The following is a 21,975-nucleotide window of genomic DNA, read 5'->3' on the forward strand; positions in this document are numbered from 1 at the left end:
ACTCAAACCACCTTCCTCTCGGAATCGGAAAACAAACCGGATACGCGACGCCACACGGCGCGCAGAAATTTGAACAGCACGATGAGCACAATCACCGACAGGATGATGGCGAACACCAGTGCGAAGCCGAACGCCACGGGATGCTGGGTGGCCAGCCACACCGTGCCGACGACCAGGCCATCCTCGAGAAACGACAGGCCCCAGTTGGAGAATGGCTCGGGCGACGTGTTGGCCGCAGCGCGCGTGGTCATCTTGGTGGCGAGCGACGTGGCCGACAGCGTGCCGCCGAGCAGCCCCGCCGCCACGGCCATCGATGCGTTGTCGGCACCGAACACGCCCGCCGCCAGCATCGCGCCCGCGGGCACGCGGATGAAGGCGTTCACCGAATCCCATACGCTGTCGAACCAGGGCACCTTGTCGGCAAAGAATTCCACCAGCAGCATGAAGCCGGCCACGGCGAGCACGACAGGGTTCTGCAATACGGCCAGCCCCGCGGGCAGCGGAAACCAGCCAAGCGCCCCCATGCCGCCCACCAGGAACACCACGGCATAGAGGCGAAAGCCGCTTGCCCAGCCGAGCGCCGCAGCCAGCGCCAGCATGCCCGGCATGTCGAGCTTCTCGGTCACATGGCGTGCACCTTCCGCCACCTCGCGGGCGGTGCCTGCGTCCACATGCATGCCGATCGAATGCAGCCACTGCACGATCTGAAGCCAGAGCGCGTCCATTGATGTGCCTTGTCCTGTTTCGGGGAGCCTCAGCCCGGCAGCCACGATGGCTTGCGCTTGGCCAGGAACGATTGCACCCCCTCGCGGCCCTCTTCGCTCGCGCGGATGTCGGCGATGCCTTCGACCGTCTGCCGGATCAGCGCGGCATCGATCTCGCGCTCGGCCACGTCCTGCACTAGCCTCTTGGCGGCGCGCACGGCATTCGGACTCGCGGAAAGCAGGTTCTTGAGAATGCCGTCGACCCGCGCATCGAGCTCATCGGCAGGCGCCACTTCGTGCACGAAGCCGATGCGCAGCGCCTCTGCGGCAGGGAAGCGTTCGGCCGTCAGGAAGTAGCGGTGCGACGCACGCGCGCCCATGGCGCGGATCACGTAGGGGCTGATGGTGGCGGGAATCAGCCCGATCTTGGTTTCGCTCAGGCAGTAGTGCACATGGTCTGCGGACACCGCGATGTCGCAGCAGGCCACCAGCCCCATTCCACCCGCGTAGACGTCGCCCTGCACGCGCGCGATGGTAGGCTTGGGGCATTCGTAGATCACGCGCAGCATCTCGGCCAGCAGGCCGGCGTCCTGGATGTTCTCCTCGCGCGTGTAATCCGCCATGCGGCGCATCCAGTTGAGGTTCGCACCGGCACAGAAGGCAGGGCCTTCGGCTGCCAGCACGATGGCGCGCACGTCCGGGCGTTCGCCCGCCGTGCGGAATGCCTCGGTGATCTCCGCGATCACCTCGTCGCTGAAGGCATTGCGGATTTCCGGCTGCGTGAGCGTGATGGTCGCGACCGCGCCGTTGACCTGCAGAGTCAGAGCCTGTGTCATGGATTCATCTCCTGTATCTCTTGGTTCTCTTGCTTGTCTCTTGCGGCGTCCATCACATGCGGAACACGCCGAACTGCGTGTCCTCGATCGGCGCATTGCGCGTGGCGGCCAGGCCCAGCGCCAGCACCCGGCGGGTGTCCGCCGGATCGATCACGCCATCGTCCCACAGGCGCGCCGTGGCGTAGTAAGGGTGTCCCTGGTCTTCGTACTGCTTGCGGATCGGTGCCTTGAAGGCCTCTTCCTCATCGGCGCTCCACGCGCCGCCCTTGGCTTCGATGCCGTCGCGCTTCACGGTGGCCAGCACGCTCGCGGCCTGCTCGCCGCCCATCACGCTGATGCGCGCATTCGGCCACATCCAGAGGAAGCGCGGCGAGTAGGCACGGCCGCACATGCCGTAGTTGCCCGCGCCAAAACTGCCCCCGATGATGATGGTGAACTTCGGCACGCTCGCCGTGGCCACCGCCGTCACCAGCTTCGCGCCGTGGCGCGCAATGCCTTCGTTCTCGTACTTGCGGCCCACCATGAAGCCGGTGATGTTCTGCAGGAACACCAGCGGGATCTTGCGCTGGCAGCACAGCTCGATGAAGTGCGCTCCCTTCACGGCCGACTCGCTGAACAGGATGCCGTTGTTGGCGATGATGCCGACCTGCATGCCCTCGACGCGTGCGAAGCCGCACACCAGCGTGCTGCCGAAGCGGGCCTTGAACTCGTCAAACTCGCTGCCGTCCACCACGCGGGCGATGATCTCGCGCACGTCGAAGGGCTTGCGGGTGTCCACGGGGATCACGCCGTAGAGCTCCCGGGCGTCGAACAACGGTGCGCGCGGCGCATGGTCGTTCGTGCAGGTTTCCTTGCTGTGGTTCAGATTGCCCGCGATCTGGCGCGCGAGCGCCAGCGCATGCAGGTCGTTCTCCGCCAGGTGATCGGCCACGCCCGACAGCCGCGTGTGCACGTCGCCGCCGCCCAGGTCTTCCGCGCTCACCACCTCGCCGGTGGCAGCCTTCACGAGCGGAGGACCGCCGAGGAAAATCGTGCCCTGGTTCTTCACGATGATGGACTCATCGCTCATCGCGGGAACATACGCGCCGCCCGCCGTGCACGAGCCCATCACCACGGCGATCTGCGAGATGCCGCGCGCGCTCATGTTGGCCTGGTTGAAGAAGATGCGGCCGAAGTGCTCGCGGTCGGGGAACACGTCGTCCTGGTTCGGCAGGTTCGCGCCGCCTGAATCCACCAGGTAGATGCAGGGCAGCCGGTTCTGCTGCGCCACTTCCTGTGCCCGCAGGTGCTTCTTCACCGTCATCGGGTAGTAGGTACCACCCTTCACCGTCGCGTCATTGCAGACGATCATGCAGTCCACGCCGTTGACGCGGCCGATGCCGGTGATCACGCCCGCGCCCGGCGCGTCGTTGTTGTACATGTTGAGCGCCGCGAGCGGCGAGAGCTCGAGGAACGGCGTGCCCGGATCGAGCAGGCGCTGCACGCGCTCGCGCGGCAGCAGCTTGCCGCGTGCCACGTGCTTGGCACGCGCGGCCTCGCCACCGCCCTGGGCCACGCGCTCGGTCTGCGCGCGCAAGTCATCGACCACGGCCTGCATGGCCTGCGCGTTGGCCTGGAAATCGGCCGAGCGCGCATTGAGTTGCGTTCCAAGAATGCTCATTGTTCGTTTCTCCACTTTGCCCGGTTCGGGCACTCGGTTTTTTTCAATATCTGACAGAAGCGCCGCGGCATATCGACAGAAAATGTCGCATGCACACCGTCGAAACCGTCCTGCTTGTCCTGATGCTCGGCGCGCTGACGGGCATCGTTGCCCGCTACATTCGCGCCATTCCCCTGCCACTGATCCAAATCGCCCTGGGCGCCGCCATCGCCTGGCCCCAGAGCGGCCTGCATATCGCGTTCGACCCCGAGCTGTTCATGCTGCTGTTCATTCCACCGCTGCTGTTCGCCGACGGATGGCGCATTCCGAAGCGAGAATTCTTCGCCCTCGCCAAACCCATCCTGCTGCTGGCACTGGGACTGGTTGTGTTCACGGTATTTGGTTTGGGCTACCTGATCAACTGGATGATTCCCGAGATCCCGCTGCCGGTCGCCTTCGCGCTGGCCGCGGTGGTCTCGCCCACCGACGCGGTGGCCGTGTCGGCCATCACCCGCAACCTGGGCATGCCCGACAAGACCATGCACATCCTCGAGGGCGAGTCGCTGCTCAATGATGCGTCGGGCCTCGTGGCGCTGAAATTCGCGGTGGCGGCGACACTGACCGGCACGCTGTCCTGGAGCGCGGTGGCCAAGGACTTCATCTGGATGGCCCTTGGCGGCCTCGCGGTCGGCGCGGTGCTCGGCTGGGGATTCAGCTATGCGCGCAGCACCATCACCCGGCGCCTCGGCGACGTGGCGGCCACGCAGATGGTGTTGCTGCTGGTGCTGCTGCCCTTTGCGGCCTACATCGTGGGCGAGAAGATCGGCGTCTCCGGCATCCTTGCCGCGGTGGCAGCGGGCATCGCCACCAACTTCGCCGATCTCGACCGCAGCAGCTACGTGAGCGAGCGGCTGCAGACCGAAGGCACCTGGAGCCTGGTGGAAGCCGCCTTCAATGGCGCGATCTTCCTGCTGCTGGGGCTGCAACTGCCTGCCATCATCGGCGTGCCGCTGCACCAGGCCGGCGATGCATGGTGGATTCTGGTGGGCTACGTGGCCGCGATCTCGTCCGGCCTGCTGTTCATGCGCTGGATCTGGATCACGCTCGGCGTGCATGGCGCACTGCGACGCGCCCACCACTCCGGCAAGATGGCCGAGCGCCCGTCGCTGCTGCTCAACCTGGCGACCACGTTCGCCGGCATCCGCGGCGCGGTGACGCTTGCCGGCGCGCTGTCCGTGCCCATGCTGCTGAACAATGGCGAGCCCTTCCCCGCGCGCGGCATGCTGATCTTCCTGGCCACCGGCACCATCCTGTTCACGCTGGTGATGGGCAGCGTGGCCCTGCCCATCATCCTCAGGCGCCTGCCCACCCCGGGCGAGCCGCCGACCGTGCGCGAGGAACGCCTGGCCCGCGAGGCGAGCTGCATGGCGGCCATGTCGCAGCTCACGCTCAGCGACGAGGACGTCCAGTCGCACTCGCCCGAATGGGTGGCGATGAAGCAGGAGGTCATGGGGCATCTCGCGCAGGAATACCGCAACCGGCTGCAGATGCTTGACGACGGCACCGGTATCGCCACGTCGCTCGAGAGCACACGCGAAGCGCCCGAGATCGTCCTGCAGCGCAAGCAGCGCTATGTGCTCGAGCTCGAGATGCGCATCTGGTGCATCCGCGCCGAGCGTGACGCGGTCTATGCCGAGCGGCACCAGCACCGGATCAACGACGACACGCTGCGCCACATCGTGAGCGAACTGGACCTGCAGGAGGTCTCCATGCGCAAGCGCCTGACGGCAGCGCGCCGCGCAGCCGGCGTGGTGCCCGGCTGACGCGCGGAGGGCAACGGGGCGATCCATCACCGCCCTCCCTTGTCGGGCATGCGCTGCTGCACCGCCCTGGCGGGCACAGCGAAGCCCGTGGCATCCAGGAATTGCGAGACCAGCGGCTGCCACACCCGGATGCCGGTGCGGAACAACTCGTGTCCATCGCGCGCATAGGGTGGCAACTGCCTGAAGTCCGCCGTGCCTCCGCCCTCTGCAAAGGCCGCATGCCACTGCACGGGCCAATCCGCTCCGAAGAACTGGTCGTTCTTCGCGTAGACCCACAGCATGGGAAGCTGTGACTTCGCGCCAAAGTCGCGGTAGACCTGCGCCATCTGCTCCGGGTCGCAGGGCTGACCGGCGTGGGTGCGCGGATTGCCGCCCGCACCGCCCGCGAAGTTGATGACCGCCTGCACGCCCTCGGGCTGCAGTGTGGCCGTCGCGACCGATGCCGCGCCGCCGAAGGACTGTCCCACGATCACGGCCCGGTCGGGAGAGGCATCGCTGCGCAGCTTGCGCACGGCCTTGAGCACTTCGTCGATCTGCACCGCCGCGGCGTGCAGGGCGTCCGCATAATGCTTGTTGTTGCAGCTGCCGCTGTCTTCCGCATCGTCCTCGAACGTGGGGCCGTAGCCCAGGCGCGTGGGCACCGCAACCACAAATCCGCGCGCCACGAAATAGCGCGCCTGCCGGGCAAAGCGTGCACGGTGCAGCTCGCGCCGGCCCTCGGCCTGGGGCGAGCGGCCATGGTTGATCAGCACCACCGGCGCGGGCACCCGATTGGCGGGATCGGAGAACACGGTCACCGCGATGCTGCCCTGCACCGGCTTGCCCTCTGCATTGCGCGTGGCAACAGCCACCTGCAGCACGCGCTCCTGGACACCCGCGTGCGCCGACGCACAGGCCGCCGCCAGCATGGCGCAAGCCCACGCATGGGCCATGCCGCGTACCGGCTGAAAGCGAGGGGTGAAGCGTGCGCCGCGCATGGCTCAGGCCGTCTTGCTGTCCTGCAGGCCCAGCTCGTCCTTCATCTGGTCGCGGATACGGAACTTCTGGATCTTGCCGGTCACCGTCATGGGGAAGGAGGTGACGAAGCGAATGTACTTCGGTACCTTGTAGTGCGCGATCTGGCCCTTGCAGAACTCGCGGATCTCGTCCTCGCCCAGCGCTTCGCCGGGCTTGGCGATCACCCATGCGCACAGCTCCTCGCCGAAACGCTGGTCCGGCACACCCACCACCTGCACGTCCTGCACCTTGGGATGGCGGTAGAGGAACTCCTCGACCTCGCGCGGATAGATGTTCTCGCCGCCACGGATCACCATGTCCTTGATGCGGCCGACGATGTTCACATAGCCTTCCTCGTCCATCGTGGCGAGGTCGCCCGTGTGCATGAAGCCGTCGGCGTCGATGGCTTCCTGCGTCTTCGCCTCGTCGCCCCAGTACCCCAGCATGACCGAGTAGCCGCGCGTGCACAACTCGCCGCTCTGGCCGACAGGCAGCACCGCGCCCGTCTCCGGATGGACGATCTTCACGTCCAGGTGCGGCTGCACCTTGCCGACGGTCGACACACGCTTCTCCAGGGGCGTCTCGTTGTCGCTCTGGCAGCTCACGGGGCTGGTCTCCGTCATGCCGTAGGCGATGGTGATCTCCGACAGGTTCATGTCCTTCACCACGCGCTTCATCACCTCGATCGGGCACGGTGACCCGGCCATGATGCCGGTGCGCAGGGTGGACATGTCGAACTCCGCGAAGCGCGGATGGTCGAGTTCGGCGATGAACATGGTCGGCACGCCGTGCAGCCCGGTGCACTTCTCGGCCTGCACCGTCTCGAGCACCTTGAGAGCGTCGAAGCCGTCGTTGGGATAGATGATCGCGGCGCCGTGCGTGACGCACGCGAGGTTGCCCAGCACCATGCCGAAGCAGTGGTACAGCGGCACGGGAATGCACAGCCGGTCCTCGGGCGTGAGCCGCATGCACTCGCCGATGAAGAAGCCGTTGTTGAGGATGTTGCGGTGCGTGAGCGTCGCGCCCTTCGGAAAGCCCGTGGTGCCGCTGGTGAACTGGATGTTGATCGGGTCCGTGTTGCGCAGCTCGGCGGCAATGGCGTCGATGCGCGCATCGGCCGCATCGCCCCGCGCCAGCAGGGCGGAGAACCGCAGCATGCCCGGCTGCTCCTCGCCCTTGCCGGCTTCGTCGATCCACACCACGGTGCGCAGCGTGGGCAGCCGGCCCACCTGCAGCGAGCCGGGGGAGCTCGTCGCAAGCTCGGGGGCGAGTTCGCGCAGCATGCCCAGGTAGTCGCTGGTCTTGAAGCTCGGCATCGTGACGATGGCCTTGCAGCCCACCTTGTTGATGGCGTACTCCACCTCCGCCGTGCGATAGGCCGGATTGATGTTGACCAGCACCAGGCCCACCTGCGCGGTGGCGAACTGCATCAGCACCCATTCGGCATTGTTGTGCGACCAGATGCCAATGCGGTCGCCCTTGGACAGCCCCAGGCCGAGCAGTGCGCTGGCGAGCTTGCGGGACTCCGCGTGCAACTGAGAATAGGTGTAGCGCAGGCCCTGGTGCGCGCTGACCAGCGCCTCGCGGTCGGGCTGGCGCCGCGCCATGTCGCGGAAGAAATCACCCAGGGTCTGTTCGATCAACGGCTTGTCGGTGGCACCCGAAGCCTCGCTCAGCGTCAGGCGGCCCTGCGTCTGCTGCAAATTCATGTGCGTGTCTCCATGTCCATGGCAACGAATGACGCTTGCGGTCACGCGCCTTTTCAGCGCAGAGCATACGCCGGGAGCCTGACGCTGTGGTGAAACAATCAGGCCACAGAGGTTGCAAAGTGCGCCAGCAAGAAGCAAAATCTTCCCATGCGCCACCTGGTCCCCCTTCACCCCCTGGAGAGCACCCACCCCGCCGTCACGCCAATGGCTTTCGTGCGTGCGATCCTGCTGGCGTACGAGCGCCGCGGCATCGATCCGGGAGAAGCCCTGGAGACGGCACAAATTGCGCCAGATAGCCTCAAGAATATGGCGGCACGCATCACCGCGCTCCAGATGGAGGTGTTGTCGGGCTTCGCCATGCGCGAGCTCGATGACGAAGGCCTCGGGTGGTTCGGCCGTCGCCTGCCCTGGGGCAGCTACGGCATGCTGGCCCGCGCCTCGCTGAGCGCCCCCACGCTGGGCCTCGCGCTCGCGCGCTGGTGCCGCCACCACGGGCTGATCGTGGACGACATCACGCTACAGGTGCAGACCGACGGCGACCGCAGCGTGCTGACGGTCACCGAGCACAGCGAACTTGGCGAGTTGCGCGAGTTCTGCCTGGTGTCGGTGCTGCGCAATGCGCTGGGCCTGGCCAGCTGGTTCATCGACTCGCGCCTGCCGGTGGTGTCGGCGCAATTCCCGTTCGCCGCGCCGGCACATGCCGACGCCTACCGCGTCCTGTTCGGCGGCCGGATCACCTTCGGAGCGCCCCAGGCCGCCGTGGAGCTCGACGCCCGCTACCTGGCGCTTCCGCTCAAGCGCGACGAGACAGCCATGCAGCAGATGCTGCAGCGCGCCCTGCCGCTGATGGTGCGCAAGTACCGCCGCGACCGCCTGCTGGTACAGCGCGTGCGGCAGATCCTGGCCAGCACGCCGGACGTCATGCACAGCGCGCGCACACTGGCCGACGAGCTGCACGTGTCCACGCGCACGCTGCACCGCCAGCTCAAGGAGGAAGGCGCATCCCTGCAGACGCTCAAGGACGAGATGCGTCGCAACAAGGCCATCGAACTGCTCAACCGCACGGATCGCCCGATCAAGCAGGTGGCCCAGGCGGCGGGGTTCGCAGGCGAAAAGAGCTTCATCCGCGCCTTCCGCGCATGGACGGGGCACTCGCCCGCCGAGTACCGCAAGCACTCGCGCAGCGCGATGGCACCGGGAGATTGAGGGCCTGTCCCTAGTTCCCTTGGCGGGAGGCCGCGGCAGCCGCTGCCAGCAGGGTGGGCAGATCGCCCATGTGGTCGAAGACGCGCACCGCGCCCGCGGCTAGCAGGTCGTCGGCCTGCGCGTGGCCCTGGTCCGATGGGAAATAGCCCCAGACGGTGGCCCCTGCGGCCACACCGGCCTGCACGCCGGTGAGCGTGTCCTCGATCACGAGGCAGCGCGCCGGATCGGCCTGCAGCGCCTGCGCCGCGGCGAGGTACACGTCGGGAAATGGCTTGCTGCGCGGTGTTTCATGGCCGCTGAAGACGCGGCCCTGGAAAAAAGAGGCCAGCCCCACCTTCTCGAGCTGCATCTCGACCTTGGCACGGTCGGCGCCCGAGGCGCACGCGATGCGTCCATCGAACTTTCCATGCAGGTAGGGAACGGCCGACAGGGCTCCGTCAATGGCAACCAGCTCAGCACCCAGGGCCTCGTTGCGGCGCACATAGAACTGCTGCAGCCAGTCTTCGGTGAAGGGTTTGCGGGTATGCGACTCGATGAGCGCGGCCTGGCTGCGCACGGTCTTGCCGATGAACTGCTGCAGGCACTCCTCGGTGGTGATCGGCCAGCCCGCCTCGTTCAGCATGTCGCGCAGCACGCGGTTGGTGATGGACTCGCTGTCCACCAGCACACCGTCGCAATCGAAGAGGACGGCATCAAACAATACGTTCATCGGCTTGGCTCACATTCATTTCCGCGCGCGCCCGGCTTCCGGATGCAGTCTGCACGCGCCACGTGGGCAGTGCGCCTGCGGCGCCCTGTGCACCGGAAGAGACGGCCGCCATTATGCGGCAGCCCCTTGCCCCATGCGGGCGTGAGGGTCGTATGCGGCCGAGTCCTTTCCGATATCCTCTGCTCCTCTGCGGCAGTCCGCCGGCACGCATTCCCAATGACCGATGTCTTCCAGTACGTCCTCCAGCACCGTTCCCTACGCGCTCGTGATCGATGACCATCCGATGGTCGCGCACGGCATGGGCCTGATGCTCGGGCTCGTACCCGGCCTGCGACACGTGGAACTGGCGCACACGGCATCGGACGGGCTCAAGACCATCGCGCTGCGCGGAGCCCCGCTGGTCGTGGTGATGGATTTCTGGCTGGCGGAGGGCAGCTCGTCGCGCTTCGTGAGCGACATCCTCGCGCTGGCACCGGACACTCGGCTACTGATGGTGAGCGGCGACAGCCACCCGGCACTGCCTGCCAAGGTCCGAGCGACGGGCGCGCACGGCCTGCTGCACAAGAGCTGTCCGCCCGAGCCCTTCCGCGAGGCCGTGGCTGCCCTGCTGGCAGGTGCTGCCTGGGTCGAGCACGCCAGCGCACCGACCGGGCACGGCGACCGCTCAGCCTCCACTCCGCAACGCATGAGCGGTGCCGACCTGGGCCTCACACAACGCCAGGGCCAGGTGCTGGACCTGGTGCTCCGGGGCAAATCCAATCGGGCCATCGCCGAGGCGCTGAGCCTCTCCGAATACACCGTGAAGGAACATGTCACCGGCATCCTGCAGAAGACGGGATGCACCAACCGCGTCGAGTTGATCACGCAGATGCAGGGCGTGGATCTGCACCCTCCGTCAGCCTGACGTGCCGCCTCCCAGCACACGCCGCAGCACGGCATGCAGCATGTGCGGGGCAAGCGGCAGCGCAAACGCCAGGTGCCCCTCATCCTCTGCGCGCTGGATCATGGCAGGGCTGGCGCTCAGGACGGCTCCGCGCAGGCCCTCACGGCTGGCCAGCAGACGCTCCAGCGCCGCCAGGGCGTCGGGAGCATCGGTGCCCTCTCCCGCATCATCCGGCTGTGTGCCGCGTGTGCCGTGTGGACCGTCCACGCCATGGGCATCGCTGCTCAGGACGAAATCCGGCGGCGCACCACCCTCCTCGCACAGGGCCAGCGCCTGCTGCACCGAGGTGGCGACTCCCACAGTGAGCCCCCAGTCCTGCAGCAGCATGGCCCATTGGCGCCGCTGCACATCGTTGCGATCCAGCAGCAGCACCCGGCCATGCAGCAGCCCGGCGGGCTCCACGTCCTGCAGCGGAATCACGGAAGGCTGGAAGTCATGTTCCGCGATGGCGGCCCCCGCCGGCCACTGAAGCCAGAAGCACGAACCACGCCCCAGCCGCGAATGGACACCGTGCGCCACGCCGAGCCACTGCGCCGAACGCGCGACGACCGCCAGCCCCAGACCGCGACCGCGCGCGGAGCCCGTCACACCGGGTAGTGCCTGATCGCCCTCGTTCGCGGGCGAGCGGGCCACCTGGTAGTGCGCCGAGAACACCTGCCCCGCCTCTTCCGCGGAAATGCCCACGCCCGTGTCCCACACCTGGATGCACCACGAGCCTCCGCGTCGCCGGCATGCCAACAGAACCGAACCGTCACGCGTGTAGCGCAGCGCGTTGTGCACGAGATTGAAGACCATCTGGCGCACCAGCGAAAGGTCGGCATGGACCACCGCATTCAACCTGCGCGGCAGCCGTATGCGCAGCGCCAGTCCCTGCTGCCGGGCCACGGGCGCGAACATACGCTCCGCATCGAGCAGCACGGCATGCAGCGGCACGGGCTGCACGCGCAGTGCAAACGTCCCGCTGTCGAGCCTCGACAGATCGAGAAGGTCGTTGAACATCATGTCCAGATCCCGCGTGCAGGCCTGCACCTCGGAAAGCGCGTGCGCCACCTCGGAATCATGGTTGCGCTGGCGTGCGGACTCCAGCATGAAGCCGAGGGCCTGCAGTGGCTGCCGCAAGTCGTGGCTTGCCGCGGAAAGAAACCAGTTCTTCTCGGCCAGGGCCTCCTCCGCCAGCACCTTGGCTTGATGGATCTGCACGGCCAGCGCGTGCCGCTCGCGCTCCTGCTCGAGCTGCTGCTGCACGAAGCGGCGCGATGCCATGGCATGCCGCACCACCGTGAATCCATAGAGCAGCAGCAACATGATCATGTAGATGCCGTTCTTCTCGAAGTACCACGGTGCGGCCAGCAGCATCGGCAGGTAGATGGCCGCCGCGAACGGCCAGAACACCCGCGGCAGGGGCGCCAGGTAGGTGGTGGCGGAAGCGATCACGCCACAGAGCACCAGATACACGAACAGCCTGAACTCGTAGTTCGCACCGGCATGCGTGCACAGCAGCGCGGCGCTCCACAGCAGGCCTCCGGCCGCCGCCGACAGCGCGAAGGTGCGTTGCCAGCGGTCGAGCGATGCGTCGTCGGCCACTGCGCTGCCGAGCGCCGCCCATTCACGCTTCAGGCGGCCGCGCAACCACAGGAGCGTGCAGGAGAACACCATCATCGCAGCGCACCACAGCACCAGCGGCCAGACAGCGGCGGTGCTTGTGCGCGAGAAGAGGAACAGGATCGTGGGCGGTATCACGAAGGCCGCGATCTCCGCGGAGCCTCGCGACGCAAGTGACTGCAGCAGGCGCAGGCGCGCGCGCGATGCAATGGCGCCGGCATCCTCCAGCGCCGGCCCATCCACGGACAGGTCGTCCCGGGTGTCGGTACTAGTACTGGTCGCCATCCACGTAGTACCAGCGCCCCTCTTCGCGCACGAAGCGGCTGCGCTCATGCAGGCGCACCGCGCGGCCGGCCACGCGATAACGCGCCACGAACTCGACCTCCGCCGTGTTCTCGCCGGTCTCCCAGGTCTGCTTGACGGCCAGGCCCAGCCATTTCGTTGCGGGCTCGAATTCGAGTGTGGCCGGGCGCTGGCTGGCATGCCAGGTGGCGCGAAGGTAGTCGGCATCCTCCAGCACGAAGGCGCTGTAGCGCGAGCGCATCAGCGCCTGGGCATCGGGCGCGGGCGTGCTGTCGAAATGCCCCACGTAGCGCCCGCAGCAATGCGCGAAAGACTGCACACGCCCCTTGGCGTCGGTCCGGCCGCACGGACATGCTGCCAAATTCGGACTCATTCCGGCCCCCGGGCCGCCTGGATTCTGCTTGCTCAATTCTGTATCCCGATGTGGAAGGGAGAGCGTCCGCACGCTCGCCAGGATGTTGGCGCCATGGCGCCGATGCCGGCCAGCCTACGAGGGTGAACGCACGATCATCGAGACCAACGGCCAGATCACGATCGTGATGCGCAACCGGGACCGCACGCGCAAGGATGAGGGTATCTGATCGCGCCTTCGCTGCACCGGGCCGCGATCAGGCCAGCGCGCGCTGGATGATGATCTTCTGCACGTCGCTGGTGCCCTCGTAGATCTGGCACACACGCACGTCGCGGTAGATGCGTTCCACGGGGAAGTCGTTCACCACGCCATAGCCGCCCAGCGTCTGGATGGCGGCGCTGCACACGCGCTCGGCCATTTCGCTGGCGAACAGCTTGGCCATCGCCGCCTCCTTGAGGCATGGCCTGCCCGCATCGCGCAGTGCCGCCGCATGCCAGATCAACTGGCGCGCAGCCTCGATCTGCACGGCGCAGTCGGCAAGGCGGAAGCCCACGGCCTGGTGGTTGAAGATGGCCGTGCCGAAACTCTCGCGCTCCTTGCTGTACTGCAGCGCGAATTCGAACGCACTGCGCGCCATGCCCACGCTCTGCGACGCGATGCCGATGCGGCCGCCTTCCAGCCCGCCGAGTGCAATCTTGTAGCCCTCGCCCTCCGCGCCGATCAGGTTCTCCACCGGGATGCGGCAGTTGTCGAAGTTGATCTGCGCGGTGTCGCTGCTGTGCTGGCCCAGTTTGTCCTCCAGGCGCGCCACCACATAGCCCGGCGCGTTCGTCGGCACGAGGAACGCGCTCATGCCCTTCTTGCCCGCGCCCTTGTCGGTCACCGCGATGACGATGGCCACATGGCCGTTCTTGCCGCTGGTGATGAACTGCTTCACGCCGTTGATCACGTACTCGTCGCCCTGCCGCGCCGCCGTGGTGCGCAGCGACGATGCGTCCGATCCCACATGCGGCTCGGTCAGGCAGAACGCGCCCAGCATGTCGCCGCGCGCGAGCGGCTCGAGCCACTGCTTCTTCTGCGCCGCATTGCCGTACTTCATGAGAATCGCATTGACGGGACAGTTCGTCACGCTGATCACCGTGCTCGTGCCGCCATCGCCCGCGGCGATCTCCTCGAGCACCACGGCAAGCGAGAGGTAGTCCAGCCCGGCGCCGCCATGCTCCTCCGGAACGCAGATGCCGTAGGCGCCGAGTTCCGCGAGGCCCTTGTGCGCCTCACGGGGGAAATGGTGCTCCTTGTCCCAGCGCGCGGCATTCGGCCACAGCTGCTCCTGTGCGAACTGGCGCACCGCGTCGCGGATCATTTCCTGGTCTTCTGTGAGCAGCATCTTGCGTGTCTCTCTTGGTTTCGTTGATGTTGAAAACTCGATTCATTCATCGGCCATGCCCGGGGGCATCACCAGTGCTGCGCCCGCCGACCGTCGTAATGCAGCAGCTGCCCCTTGTCCTCGGGCGTGAGCGCTGCGAGCACGCTGCGAATGCCGCTGGCGCTTTCCTCGATCGTCACGGGCGCGCCTTCGCCGCCCATGTCGGTCTGCACCCAGCCGGGATCGATGGTGATGAGCGTTGCGCCCGGATAGTCGAACTGCGCCGCGGCCACCGCCATGTTGAGCGCGGCCTTGCTGGCGCGGTAGATCCAGCATTCGCTGTCGTCGACGCTTGCGATCTGCGACATCGACGAGGAGAAGAAGGCAAACACGCCACCCGCTGTCTCCACCATCGGCGCGACCTGCGGGATCACCTGCATCGCACCCAGCACGTTGGTGTGCATGACGGCATCGAAATCCTCCTGCGTGGGCGGCGTGAGCGCGTTCGGCCTGCGGATCACACCGGCCACATAGAGCGCGATGTCGATCTTCTCGCCGTCGAGCAGCCATGCCAGGCCGCTCACGCTGGCAGGCCTGGCCACGTCGATCATGTGCACCTGCGCACCCAGGTCGCGCACGCGCTCGCGTGACGCTTCATCGCGCACGGTGGCGATCACCCGGCAGCCGGCATCGCGGTATTGCCGCACCAGCTCGAGACCGATGCCGCGCGATGCGCCAATTACCAGAATGGTGGGAGAAGACATGGTCAGCTCGCTCCCTGTTCGTCCACGATCTGCTGGCGATAACGCCGCACCATGTCGTCCTGCGATTCCGGGGCGGTCATGGAGCCCATCTGCGCGTGGATGATCTGGTTGAGCGTGGGCAGCTCGCTGCGCTCGATCTGGGCATCCGCGCTCCATAGCTTCGAGCGCATCAGCGCCTTCGCGCAATGCAGGTAGGCCTCGCTCACCTGCACCTCGATCACCAGCTTCGGCAGCTGGCGCTCGCCTTCGAACTGCCCGATGAATTCGGGCTCGTCACGCAGCCGTGCCGTGCCGTTCACACGCAGCGTCTCGTCGACACCCGGCACGAAGAACAGCATGGCGATGCGCGGATCACGCAGCAGGTTGGTGAGCGAATCGAGCCGGTTGTTGCCGCCCGCATCCGGCAGCAGCAGGCGATGCGCGTCGGCGCATTTCACGAAGCCCCTGGGCCCGCCGCGCGGCGACGCATCGAGCAGCGCGCCGCCCTCGCCCGCCGTCGCGATCACGCAGAACGGCGACAACGCGATGATGCGCTGGCAATAGGCATCGAGGTGATCGAGCTGCTTCCTGAGCGCACGCTCGGCTGGCTGTGCGTAGATCGCACGCAGTTGTTCTGCCGTGGTGATCATTCGTCCTCCGAAGCAGCATCCTGCGCGTGGATCGCGCCGTAGAGCGCCAGAAACTCGCGCCACGAAGGGTCGTATACCACCTTCAGCTCGGCCCGCAGTTCGGGCGCATTCTCCTGCCCCAGGCGCAGCGCGAGCTGGCTGGCATGCGCCACGTCGTCCACATAGAAGACCGCCGTGCGCGTGCTCATGTTCTCCACACGCGAAAACGCGAGGATGCCGCGTTGCATGCGCTCGAGTTCCGACTCCATCGCGTCCTGCGCGTCGCGCACGGCATCGAGCTCTTCCTGGCTCTCGAATGGAAATGTCCACATCAGCAGATGCGAGAGATCCGCACGCGTCGCAAGCGCATTCGCGGAGTCATGGAACGACAGCAGGTCCGGCGGCTGATCGTCGCCGCCGTCGCGCGCCCGGACCTCCAGCGAGATCCAGCGGTCGTCGGCCTCGCGCGGATATTCGTAGGTTCGACCGAGCACATCGCGCTGGAAGGCATCGAAGATCGGAGGAAAGACGGACAGCGGCTCTGCGCCATCCACGTTGTCCGAGAAGGCCTCCACGAACTCCACCGGTCCGACGCGCACCGAGAAGTCCCATTCGCCCAGCACATGGTCCAGCATGATGAAGGCCATGTGGCGCGCGTGATCGATCATGTCGTGCGGAATGATCCTCTCGAAGGAAAGCTCGAGGCCCACGATGCCGCCCGCGTCGTAGTGCGCGACCAGCACGTCGGAGCAGGACAGTTCGAAGTCATTCATGCGCATGGCGAAGTCACGCCCCAGCGAGCGGCTGCGGAAGCCGCGCACGTCGTATGCGTCCAGGCGCGGCGCGCCGCGCACCATGGCCTGCACGTTCTCGAACTGCGCGATGTTGCCGTGCGCCGTGACGACCAGGCGCGCGCCCTGCTCCCTGGGATTGCCTTCGAGCTCCAGGGCCAGGTCGGGCGCATGGGGCTGCAGGAGCGCATTCGCACGCTCCACGAAGTCGCGGGGCTCGAGTTGCTCGAGCGCGCCCACCTGTTCCGAAAAATCACGCCAGAATGCGTCGATCTGATGCTGGCCGAGTGGCTCGGCCTGTTCGCTGTCGTCAGCGTGCTGGATGTCTTCGCTCATGCCGCTCTCCTGCTGATGGGCCGTGCGCACGATACGCACGGCCTCGTTGCACATGGGGCCACTGTAAGGCAAAGGCGCCATGCCCCCGCCGAAAGTAATCCCGGAAACGTGCGCTCAGACCAGTTCGATCGCCATCGCCGTGCCTTCGCCGCCGCCGATGCACAGCGTGGCCAGGCCCTTCTTCTTGCCGCGCGACTGCAGCGCGTGGATCAGCGTGACCAGGATGCGGGCGCCGCTGGCGCCGATGGGGTGACCCAGCGCGCAGGCGCCGCCGTTCACGTTGACCTTGTCGTGCGAAACGTTCAGCTCCTTCATCAGCGCCATCGGCACCACGGCAAAGGCCTCGTTCACTTCCCACAGGTCGACATCCTCGACCTTCCAGCCGGCCTTCTTCAGTGCCTTTTCGGTCGCGCCGACGGGAGCCGTGGTGAACCACTCGGGAGCCTGCGCGTGCGTGCCGTGGGCGACGATGCGCGCCAGCGGCTTGCAGCCCAGCTGCTTCGCGGTCGATTCGCGCATCAGCACCATGGCGGCGGCGCCATCGTTGATGCTCGAGCTCGACGCCGCGGTGATGGTGCCGTCCTTCTTGAAGGCGGGCTTCAGGGTGCCGATCTTGTCGAGCTTGGCCTTGGCCGGACCTTCGTCCACGCTCACCGTCACATCGCCCTTGCGGGTCTTGACCGTCACCGGCGTGATCTCGGCCTGGAACGCGCCGCTCTCGGTGGCCGCCTGCGCGCGCTTCACCGAGGCAATGGCGAACTCGTCCTGCTGTTCGCGCGTGAAGTGGTACTTGGCCGCGCAATCCTCGCCGAACGTGCCCATGGAGCGGCCCGGCTCGTAGGCGTCCTCCAGGCCGTCGAGCATCATGTGGTCGAAGATCTTGTCATGGCCCATGCGGTAGCCGCCACGGCCCTTCTTGAGCAGATAGGGCGCATTGGTCATGCTTTCCATGCCACCCGCGATCATCACGTCGCGGCTGCCGGCGATCAGCTGGTCGTGGGCGAGGATGGTGGCTTCCATGCCGGCGCCGCACATCTTGGAGAGCGTCACCGCGCCCGTGCTCTGGGGCAGGCCACCCTTGAAGCCCGCCTGGCGCGCGGGCGCCTGGCCCTGGCCCGCCATCAGGCAGTTGCCGAACAGGACTTCCTCGACCTGCTCGGGCTTGATGCCGGCACGCTCGACGGCCGCCTTGATGGCCGCGCCGCCCAGGTCATTGGCCGACAGGTCGGCGAAATCGCCCTGGAATGCGCCCATCGGCGTGCGCGCTGCGCTGACGATGACGACGGGGTCGTTGTGTTGCTGGCTCATGTGGATCTCCTTGAAAGAATGGGTGGGATGAATTCGTCGGTGCGCGTCCGTTCGCTCGCGCATTCACTTCACTGCAGGCGGCGCTCCGCGTCGTAGGGGAAGACATCGAGCATGTGGCCTGCCTGAATGCGCTCCTTGTGCGACTGCCAGAACTGCGCATCGAGCAGGTCTGCGTGGTGCCGCATGAAGACTTCGCGAACGGCGTCGTTGCCGAGCAGGAATGGGCCGAAGGTCTCCGGGAACACATCGCGCGGATGCACCGCGTACCAGACCTCGCCCGACATCTCCTCTTCCTCGTTGCGCGGAGCGGGCACGCGGCGGAAATTGCAGTCGGTGAGGTATTCGATCTCGTCGTAGTCGTAGAACACGACCTTGCCGTTGCGCGTGATACCGAAGTTCTTCCACAGCATGTCACCCGGAAAGATGTTGGCCGCGACGAGATCCTTGATCGCATTGCCGTACTCCACCACCGCGCTCGACATGCTGCGCGCCGCGTCCGCATCGCCCAGGCCCTTGTCGAAGCATTCCTGCAGGTGGATGTTGAGCGGCACGAGGCGGCGCTCGATGTAGAGGTGGCTGATGATGACTTCCTGCTGCCCGTCGCCGTCGCGGTCGCTGATCTCGAGCTGGCTCGGCGCGAATTTCCGGATCTCCTCGATCAGCTCGTCGGAAAAGCGGTCCCGCGGAAACGCCACCAGGCTGTACTCCAGCGTGTCCGCCATGCGGCCGACGCGATCGTGCTGCTTGACCAGCAGGTACTTGCCCTTGACCTGCTCGCGCGTGGTTTCCTTCGGCGCAGGGAAATGGTCCTTGATGAGCTTGAAAACGTAGGGGAAACTCGGCAGATCGAACACCAGCATCACCATGCCCTTGATGCCCGGCGCGATGCGGAACTTGTCGCTCGAGTAGCGCAGGTGGTGCAGGAAGTCGCGGTAGAACAGCGTCTTGCCCTGCTTGCCCAGGCCCAGCGCGGTGTAGAGATCCGAGCGCGGCTTGCGCGGCATGAGCGTGCGCAGGAACTGCACGTAGGCGCTCGGCACCTCCATGTCGACCATGAAATAGGCGCGCGCGAAGCTGAACAGGCCATGCATGTCGTCTTCGCCAAACAGCGCGGCATGCAGCAGCAGCCGGCCCTCGCTGCCGTGCAGTATGGGAACGGAGAACGCCAGCTCGGTATAGCCGGTGATGATCTTGCCGACCAGATAGGCCCCCTTGTTCCGATAGAACAGGTTGGACAGCACCTGGATCTGGAAATTCGCGCGCAGCGTGAGTCCCGCCAGGCGTGCGGCAATGCGCTCGCCCAGCAGTCGCACGTCACGCTGCAGGTCGTCGAACGGGCATTGCAGGTCGAGCTGCACGAACAGCTCATGCAGGGCCTCGGGCAACGCGTCCAGCGTCTGCGGATAGTAGGCACGGTAGGTGGGCAGCGCACCGGGCGTACGGCTTTCCAGGTACTCCGTGCTGACGGCGGGACGCACGAAGATGAAATCGTTCTGGAAGTGCGTGCGGTGCAGGATCTTCGTCGTGACCGAATTGAAGAAGGTCTCGGCCAGTTCGGGCTGCAGATGCTCGACCATCAGCCCGATGTAGTGCAGCTTCACCTGCTGCCACACGTTCATGGGCTGCGCTCCTGCGGCGAATTCCTTGTCCAGCCGCAGCACGCATTCCTTCACGCGCAGGTCGTAGAACTCGATGCGCTCGCGTTGCGCGCGCTGTTGCCCGTGCCAGTCCTGCGTCTCGAAACGATGCTTGGCGCGCGCGGATTCGGCACGGAACAGCTTGTAGTGCCGGTTGAAGCCATCCATCATCGCCTTCGCGATGTCGTAGGCCTGCGGGGCATCCAGACGTTGCGGAAACATGGATGGGTGCCTTCTATGCCGTGCTGCGGGCGACGATGGGGGCGGGAACTGGTAGAAGCGAACCGTGCGGCGCGTCAGCCGCGCTTGCGGCTCGCGACCTTTTCCACGGCGGCTGCATGCACCTCCGCCAGGCCACCCACGCCGGGAACCGTCATCTCCAGGTTGGTGATGAGACCGTTCTTGAGGCTGTAGCACCAGCCGTGCAGCGTGATCTTCTGGCCGCGCGCCCACGCATCCTGCAGCACAGTGGACTGGGCCACGTTCACCACCTGTTCGATGGAGTTGAGCTCGCACAGGGCGTCATGGCGCCATTGCGGCGACAGGGATTCGAGCAGCTCGATGTGCTTGTCGCGCACATCGCGCACGTGGCGGGTCCAGTTGTCGACCAGGCCCAGGCGCAGGCCTTCGAGGGCGGCCAGCACGCCACCGCAACCGTAGTGGCCCACCACCATCAGGTTTTCCACCTTCAGGTGATCGACCGCGTATTGAATAGTGGACAGGCAGTTCAGGTCGCTGGGCACGACCACGTTGGCCACGTTACGGTGAACGAACACCTCGCCCGGCTCCAGGCCCGAGATCTGGTTGGCAGGAACGCGGCTGTCGGAACAGCCGATCCACATGTACTTGGGTTTTTGCTGCGCCATCAGCCCGGTGAAGAACCCGGGCCGTTCACGCTCCATCTGCTCAGCCCATTGACGGTTATGGACAAACAGCTGTTCGATGGAGGTTGTGCTCATGAGGCAATCCTTTTTCAGTTTGATTCAAGAAGGGCAGCGCAGCAACTGGCTGGGGTGGCTACTGTCAGCAGGTTTCAGCAAACAGCTCGCGACCGATCAACATGCGGCGAATCTCGCTCGTGCCTGCGCCGATTTCATAGAGTTTCGCATCCCGCCAGAGTCGGCCCAGCGGATATTCGTTGATATACCCATTGCCGCCATAGATTTGCACGCCTTCGCCGGCCATCCAGGTCGCCTTCTCGGCCGTCCACAGAATGACGCTCGCGCAGTCCTTGCGCACCTGGCGGACATGGTCGGTTCCCAGCAGATCCAGGTTTTTAGCAACTGTATAGGCGAAGGAGCGTGCAGCTTGCAGCACGGTGTACATGTCGGCCACCTTGCCCTGGATGAGCTGGAACTCGCCGATGCTCTGGCCGAACTGCTTGCGGTCGTGGATGTAGGGGATCACATTGTCCATCACCGACTGCATGATGCCCAGCGGGCCGCCCGTCAGCACGGCGCGCTCGTAATCCAGGCCGCTCATCAACACCTTGGCGCCGCCATTCACCTGGCCCAGCACGTTCTCGGCCGGCACCTCGACGTTCTCGAACACCAGCTCGCCCGTGTGGCTGCCGCGCATGCCCAGCTTGTCGAGCTTCTGCGCAATCGAGAACCCCTTCATGCCCTTCTCGATCAGGAATGCCGTGACGCCACGGGCGCCCAGTTCCGGCTCGCTCTTGGCATACACCACCAGGGTGTCGGCATCGGGGCCGTTGGTGATCCACATCTTGGTACCGTTGAGCAGGTAATAGCCGCCCTTGTCCTCGGCCTTGAGCTTCATGCTGATCACGTCGGAACCGGCTCCCGGCTCGCTCATCGCCAGAGCACCCACGTGCTCGCCACTGATCAGCTTGGGCAGGTACTTGGCCTTCTGCGCGTCATTGCCGTTGCGGTTGATCTGGTTCACGCACAGGTTGGAGTGTGCGCCGTAGGACAGTCCGATCGACGCGCTCGCACGCGAGATCTCCTCCATCGCGATCATGTGCGCCAGATAGCCCATGTTCGCACCGCCGTACTGCTCCGACACGGTGATGCCCAGCACGCCCAGCTCGCCGAACTTGCGCCACAGGTCCATGGGGAACTGGTCGGTGCGGTCGACTTCGGCGGCGCGTGGAGCGATTTCGGCCTGTGCGAATTCACGCACCGCGTCACGCAGCGCATCGATATCTTCGCCAAGTTGGAAATTCAGACCGGGCAGGTTGGCAAGGCTCATGGTTTGTCTCCGAGAGAGGTGAGAACTGAAACTACAGACGGACGTTCAACAGGTTTGATGGTGCGAAACAGGCATGGCAACGCCATCTCACGATATCACCCTGCATCTTGGCAGGGTATGGAACACACATAT

At 65.9% G+C, this 21,975-nt stretch carries 19 protein-coding genes; 3 read left to right on the plus strand and 16 right to left on the minus strand.

All coding sequences use genetic code 11. The features are described from left to right. Window positions 1-2 precede the first annotated feature (2 nt). Genes H9K76_RS19945 through H9K76_RS19955 form a run of 3 tightly spaced genes read right to left on the minus strand, consistent with a single transcriptional unit; the run spans window position 3 to window position 3,200 of the window. The gene (locus H9K76_RS19945) at window positions 3-725 is read right to left on the minus strand and encodes a DUF4126 domain-containing protein (RefSeq protein ID WP_187597021.1); all 723 of its coding nucleotides are present in this window, start codon (window positions 723-725) and stop codon (window positions 3-5) included. A 29-nt stretch (window positions 726-754) separates the two neighbouring features. Further along, complete coding sequence (locus H9K76_RS19950; RefSeq protein WP_187597022.1) at window positions 755-1,540, minus strand: enoyl-CoA hydratase/isomerase family protein; 786 nt, start codon at window positions 1,538-1,540, stop codon at window positions 755-757. A gap of 52 nt (window positions 1,541-1,592) precedes the next feature. After that, window positions 1,593-3,200, minus strand: a complete 1,608-nt coding sequence (locus H9K76_RS19955; protein ID WP_187597023.1) for a carboxyl transferase domain-containing protein — start codon at window positions 3,198-3,200, stop codon at window positions 1,593-1,595. Between the two features lie 89 nt (window positions 3,201-3,289). On the opposite strand from H9K76_RS19955, the gene H9K76_RS19960 reads away from it, so the two are divergent. Beyond that, a complete protein-coding gene (locus tag H9K76_RS19960) occupies window positions 3,290-5,002 on the plus strand; it encodes a Na+/H+ antiporter (protein WP_187597024.1) in 1,713 nt (570 codons plus the stop codon). A 26-nt stretch (window positions 5,003-5,028) separates the two neighbouring features. Here H9K76_RS19960 and H9K76_RS19965 read toward each other — a convergent pair whose 3' ends face one another. Together H9K76_RS19965 and H9K76_RS19970 are read right to left on the minus strand one after the other, a co-directional pair. Continuing rightward, window positions 5,029-5,979, minus strand: a complete 951-nt coding sequence (locus H9K76_RS19965; protein ID WP_187597025.1) for an alpha/beta hydrolase family protein — start codon at window positions 5,977-5,979, stop codon at window positions 5,029-5,031. Window positions 5,980-5,982: 3 nt separating this feature from the next. Beyond that, window positions 5,983-7,707 carry an AMP-binding protein gene (locus tag H9K76_RS19970; RefSeq protein WP_187597026.1) on the minus strand — a complete coding sequence of 575 codons (1,725 nt, stop codon included), beginning with the start codon at window positions 7,705-7,707 and terminating at the stop codon, window positions 5,983-5,985. Between the two features lie 147 nt (window positions 7,708-7,854). Between H9K76_RS19970 and H9K76_RS19975 the strand changes: the two genes are divergently transcribed. After that, the gene (locus H9K76_RS19975; RefSeq protein ID WP_246475168.1) at window positions 7,855-8,913 is read left to right on the plus strand and encodes an AraC family transcriptional regulator; all 1,059 of its coding nucleotides are present in this window, start codon (window positions 7,855-7,857) and stop codon (window positions 8,911-8,913) included. Window positions 8,914-8,923: 10 nt separating this feature from the next. On the opposite strand, the gene H9K76_RS19980 is transcribed toward H9K76_RS19975, so the two are convergent. Further along, entirely contained in the window at window positions 8,924-9,622 is a 699-nt protein-coding gene (locus H9K76_RS19980; RefSeq protein WP_187597027.1) for an HAD family hydrolase, read from the minus strand. Window positions 9,623-9,845: 223 nt separating this feature from the next. On the opposite strand from H9K76_RS19980, the gene H9K76_RS19985 reads away from it, so the two are divergent. Beyond that, window positions 9,846-10,526: a response regulator transcription factor gene (locus H9K76_RS19985; protein ID WP_187597028.1), complete on the plus strand. Its 681-nt coding sequence runs from the start codon at window positions 9,846-9,848 to the stop codon at window positions 10,524-10,526. Here H9K76_RS19985 and H9K76_RS19990 read toward each other — a convergent pair. The 10 genes from H9K76_RS19990 to H9K76_RS20035 form a co-directional block, all read right to left on the minus strand. Next, a complete protein-coding gene (locus tag H9K76_RS19990) occupies window positions 10,518-12,452 on the minus strand; it encodes a hybrid sensor histidine kinase/response regulator (protein ID WP_187597029.1) in 1,935 nt (644 codons plus the stop codon). The genes H9K76_RS19985 and H9K76_RS19990 overlap by 9 nt on opposite strands. Next, window positions 12,436-12,843 carry a YchJ family protein gene (locus H9K76_RS19995; protein WP_187597030.1) on the minus strand — a complete coding sequence of 136 codons (408 nt, stop codon included), beginning with the start codon at window positions 12,841-12,843 and terminating at the stop codon, window positions 12,436-12,438. Before H9K76_RS19995 ends, H9K76_RS19990 begins: the two co-directional genes overlap by 17 nt. 235 nt (window positions 12,844-13,078) lie before the next feature. Further along, on the minus strand, window positions 13,079-14,209 hold the full coding sequence (locus tag H9K76_RS20000; protein WP_187597031.1) for an acyl-CoA dehydrogenase family protein: 1,131 nt from the start codon (window positions 14,207-14,209) through the stop codon (window positions 13,079-13,081). A 68-nt stretch (window positions 14,210-14,277) separates the two neighbouring features. Continuing rightward, the gene (locus tag H9K76_RS20005; protein WP_187597032.1) at window positions 14,278-14,952 is read right to left on the minus strand and encodes an SDR family oxidoreductase; all 675 of its coding nucleotides are present in this window, start codon (window positions 14,950-14,952) and stop codon (window positions 14,278-14,280) included. Between the two features lie 2 nt (window positions 14,953-14,954). After that, a complete protein-coding gene (locus tag H9K76_RS20010; protein ID WP_187597033.1) occupies window positions 14,955-15,581 on the minus strand; it encodes a pyridoxamine 5'-phosphate oxidase family protein in 627 nt (208 codons plus the stop codon). Beyond that, window positions 15,578-16,687, minus strand: coding sequence for a hypothetical protein (locus tag H9K76_RS20015; RefSeq protein WP_187597034.1), 1,110 nt, complete (start codon window positions 16,685-16,687; stop codon window positions 15,578-15,580). The genes H9K76_RS20010 and H9K76_RS20015 overlap by 4 nt, the downstream gene beginning before the upstream one ends. Before the next feature lie 114 nt (window positions 16,688-16,801). Next, window positions 16,802-17,995, minus strand: a complete 1,194-nt coding sequence (locus H9K76_RS20020; protein ID WP_187597035.1) for an acetyl-CoA C-acyltransferase — start codon at window positions 17,993-17,995, stop codon at window positions 16,802-16,804. Window positions 17,996-18,063: 68 nt separating this feature from the next. Beyond that, on the minus strand, window positions 18,064-19,854 hold the full coding sequence (gene aceK / locus H9K76_RS20025) for a bifunctional isocitrate dehydrogenase kinase/phosphatase (RefSeq protein WP_187597036.1): 1,791 nt from the start codon (window positions 19,852-19,854) through the stop codon (window positions 18,064-18,066). Between the two features lie 74 nt (window positions 19,855-19,928). Continuing rightward, a complete protein-coding gene (gene can / locus H9K76_RS20030; RefSeq protein ID WP_187597037.1) occupies window positions 19,929-20,591 on the minus strand; it encodes a carbonate dehydratase in 663 nt (220 codons plus the stop codon). Window positions 20,592-20,655: 64 nt separating this feature from the next. After that, entirely contained in the window at window positions 20,656-21,843 is a 1,188-nt protein-coding gene (locus H9K76_RS20035; RefSeq protein ID WP_187597038.1) for an isovaleryl-CoA dehydrogenase, read from the minus strand. Between the last annotated feature and the right edge of the window lie 132 nt (window positions 21,844-21,975).

The sequence above is a fragment of the Diaphorobacter ruginosibacter genome, assembly GCF_014395975.1.
In the GTDB taxonomy this organism is placed as follows: domain Bacteria; phylum Pseudomonadota; class Gammaproteobacteria; order Burkholderiales; family Burkholderiaceae_C; genus Diaphorobacter_A; species Diaphorobacter_A ruginosibacter.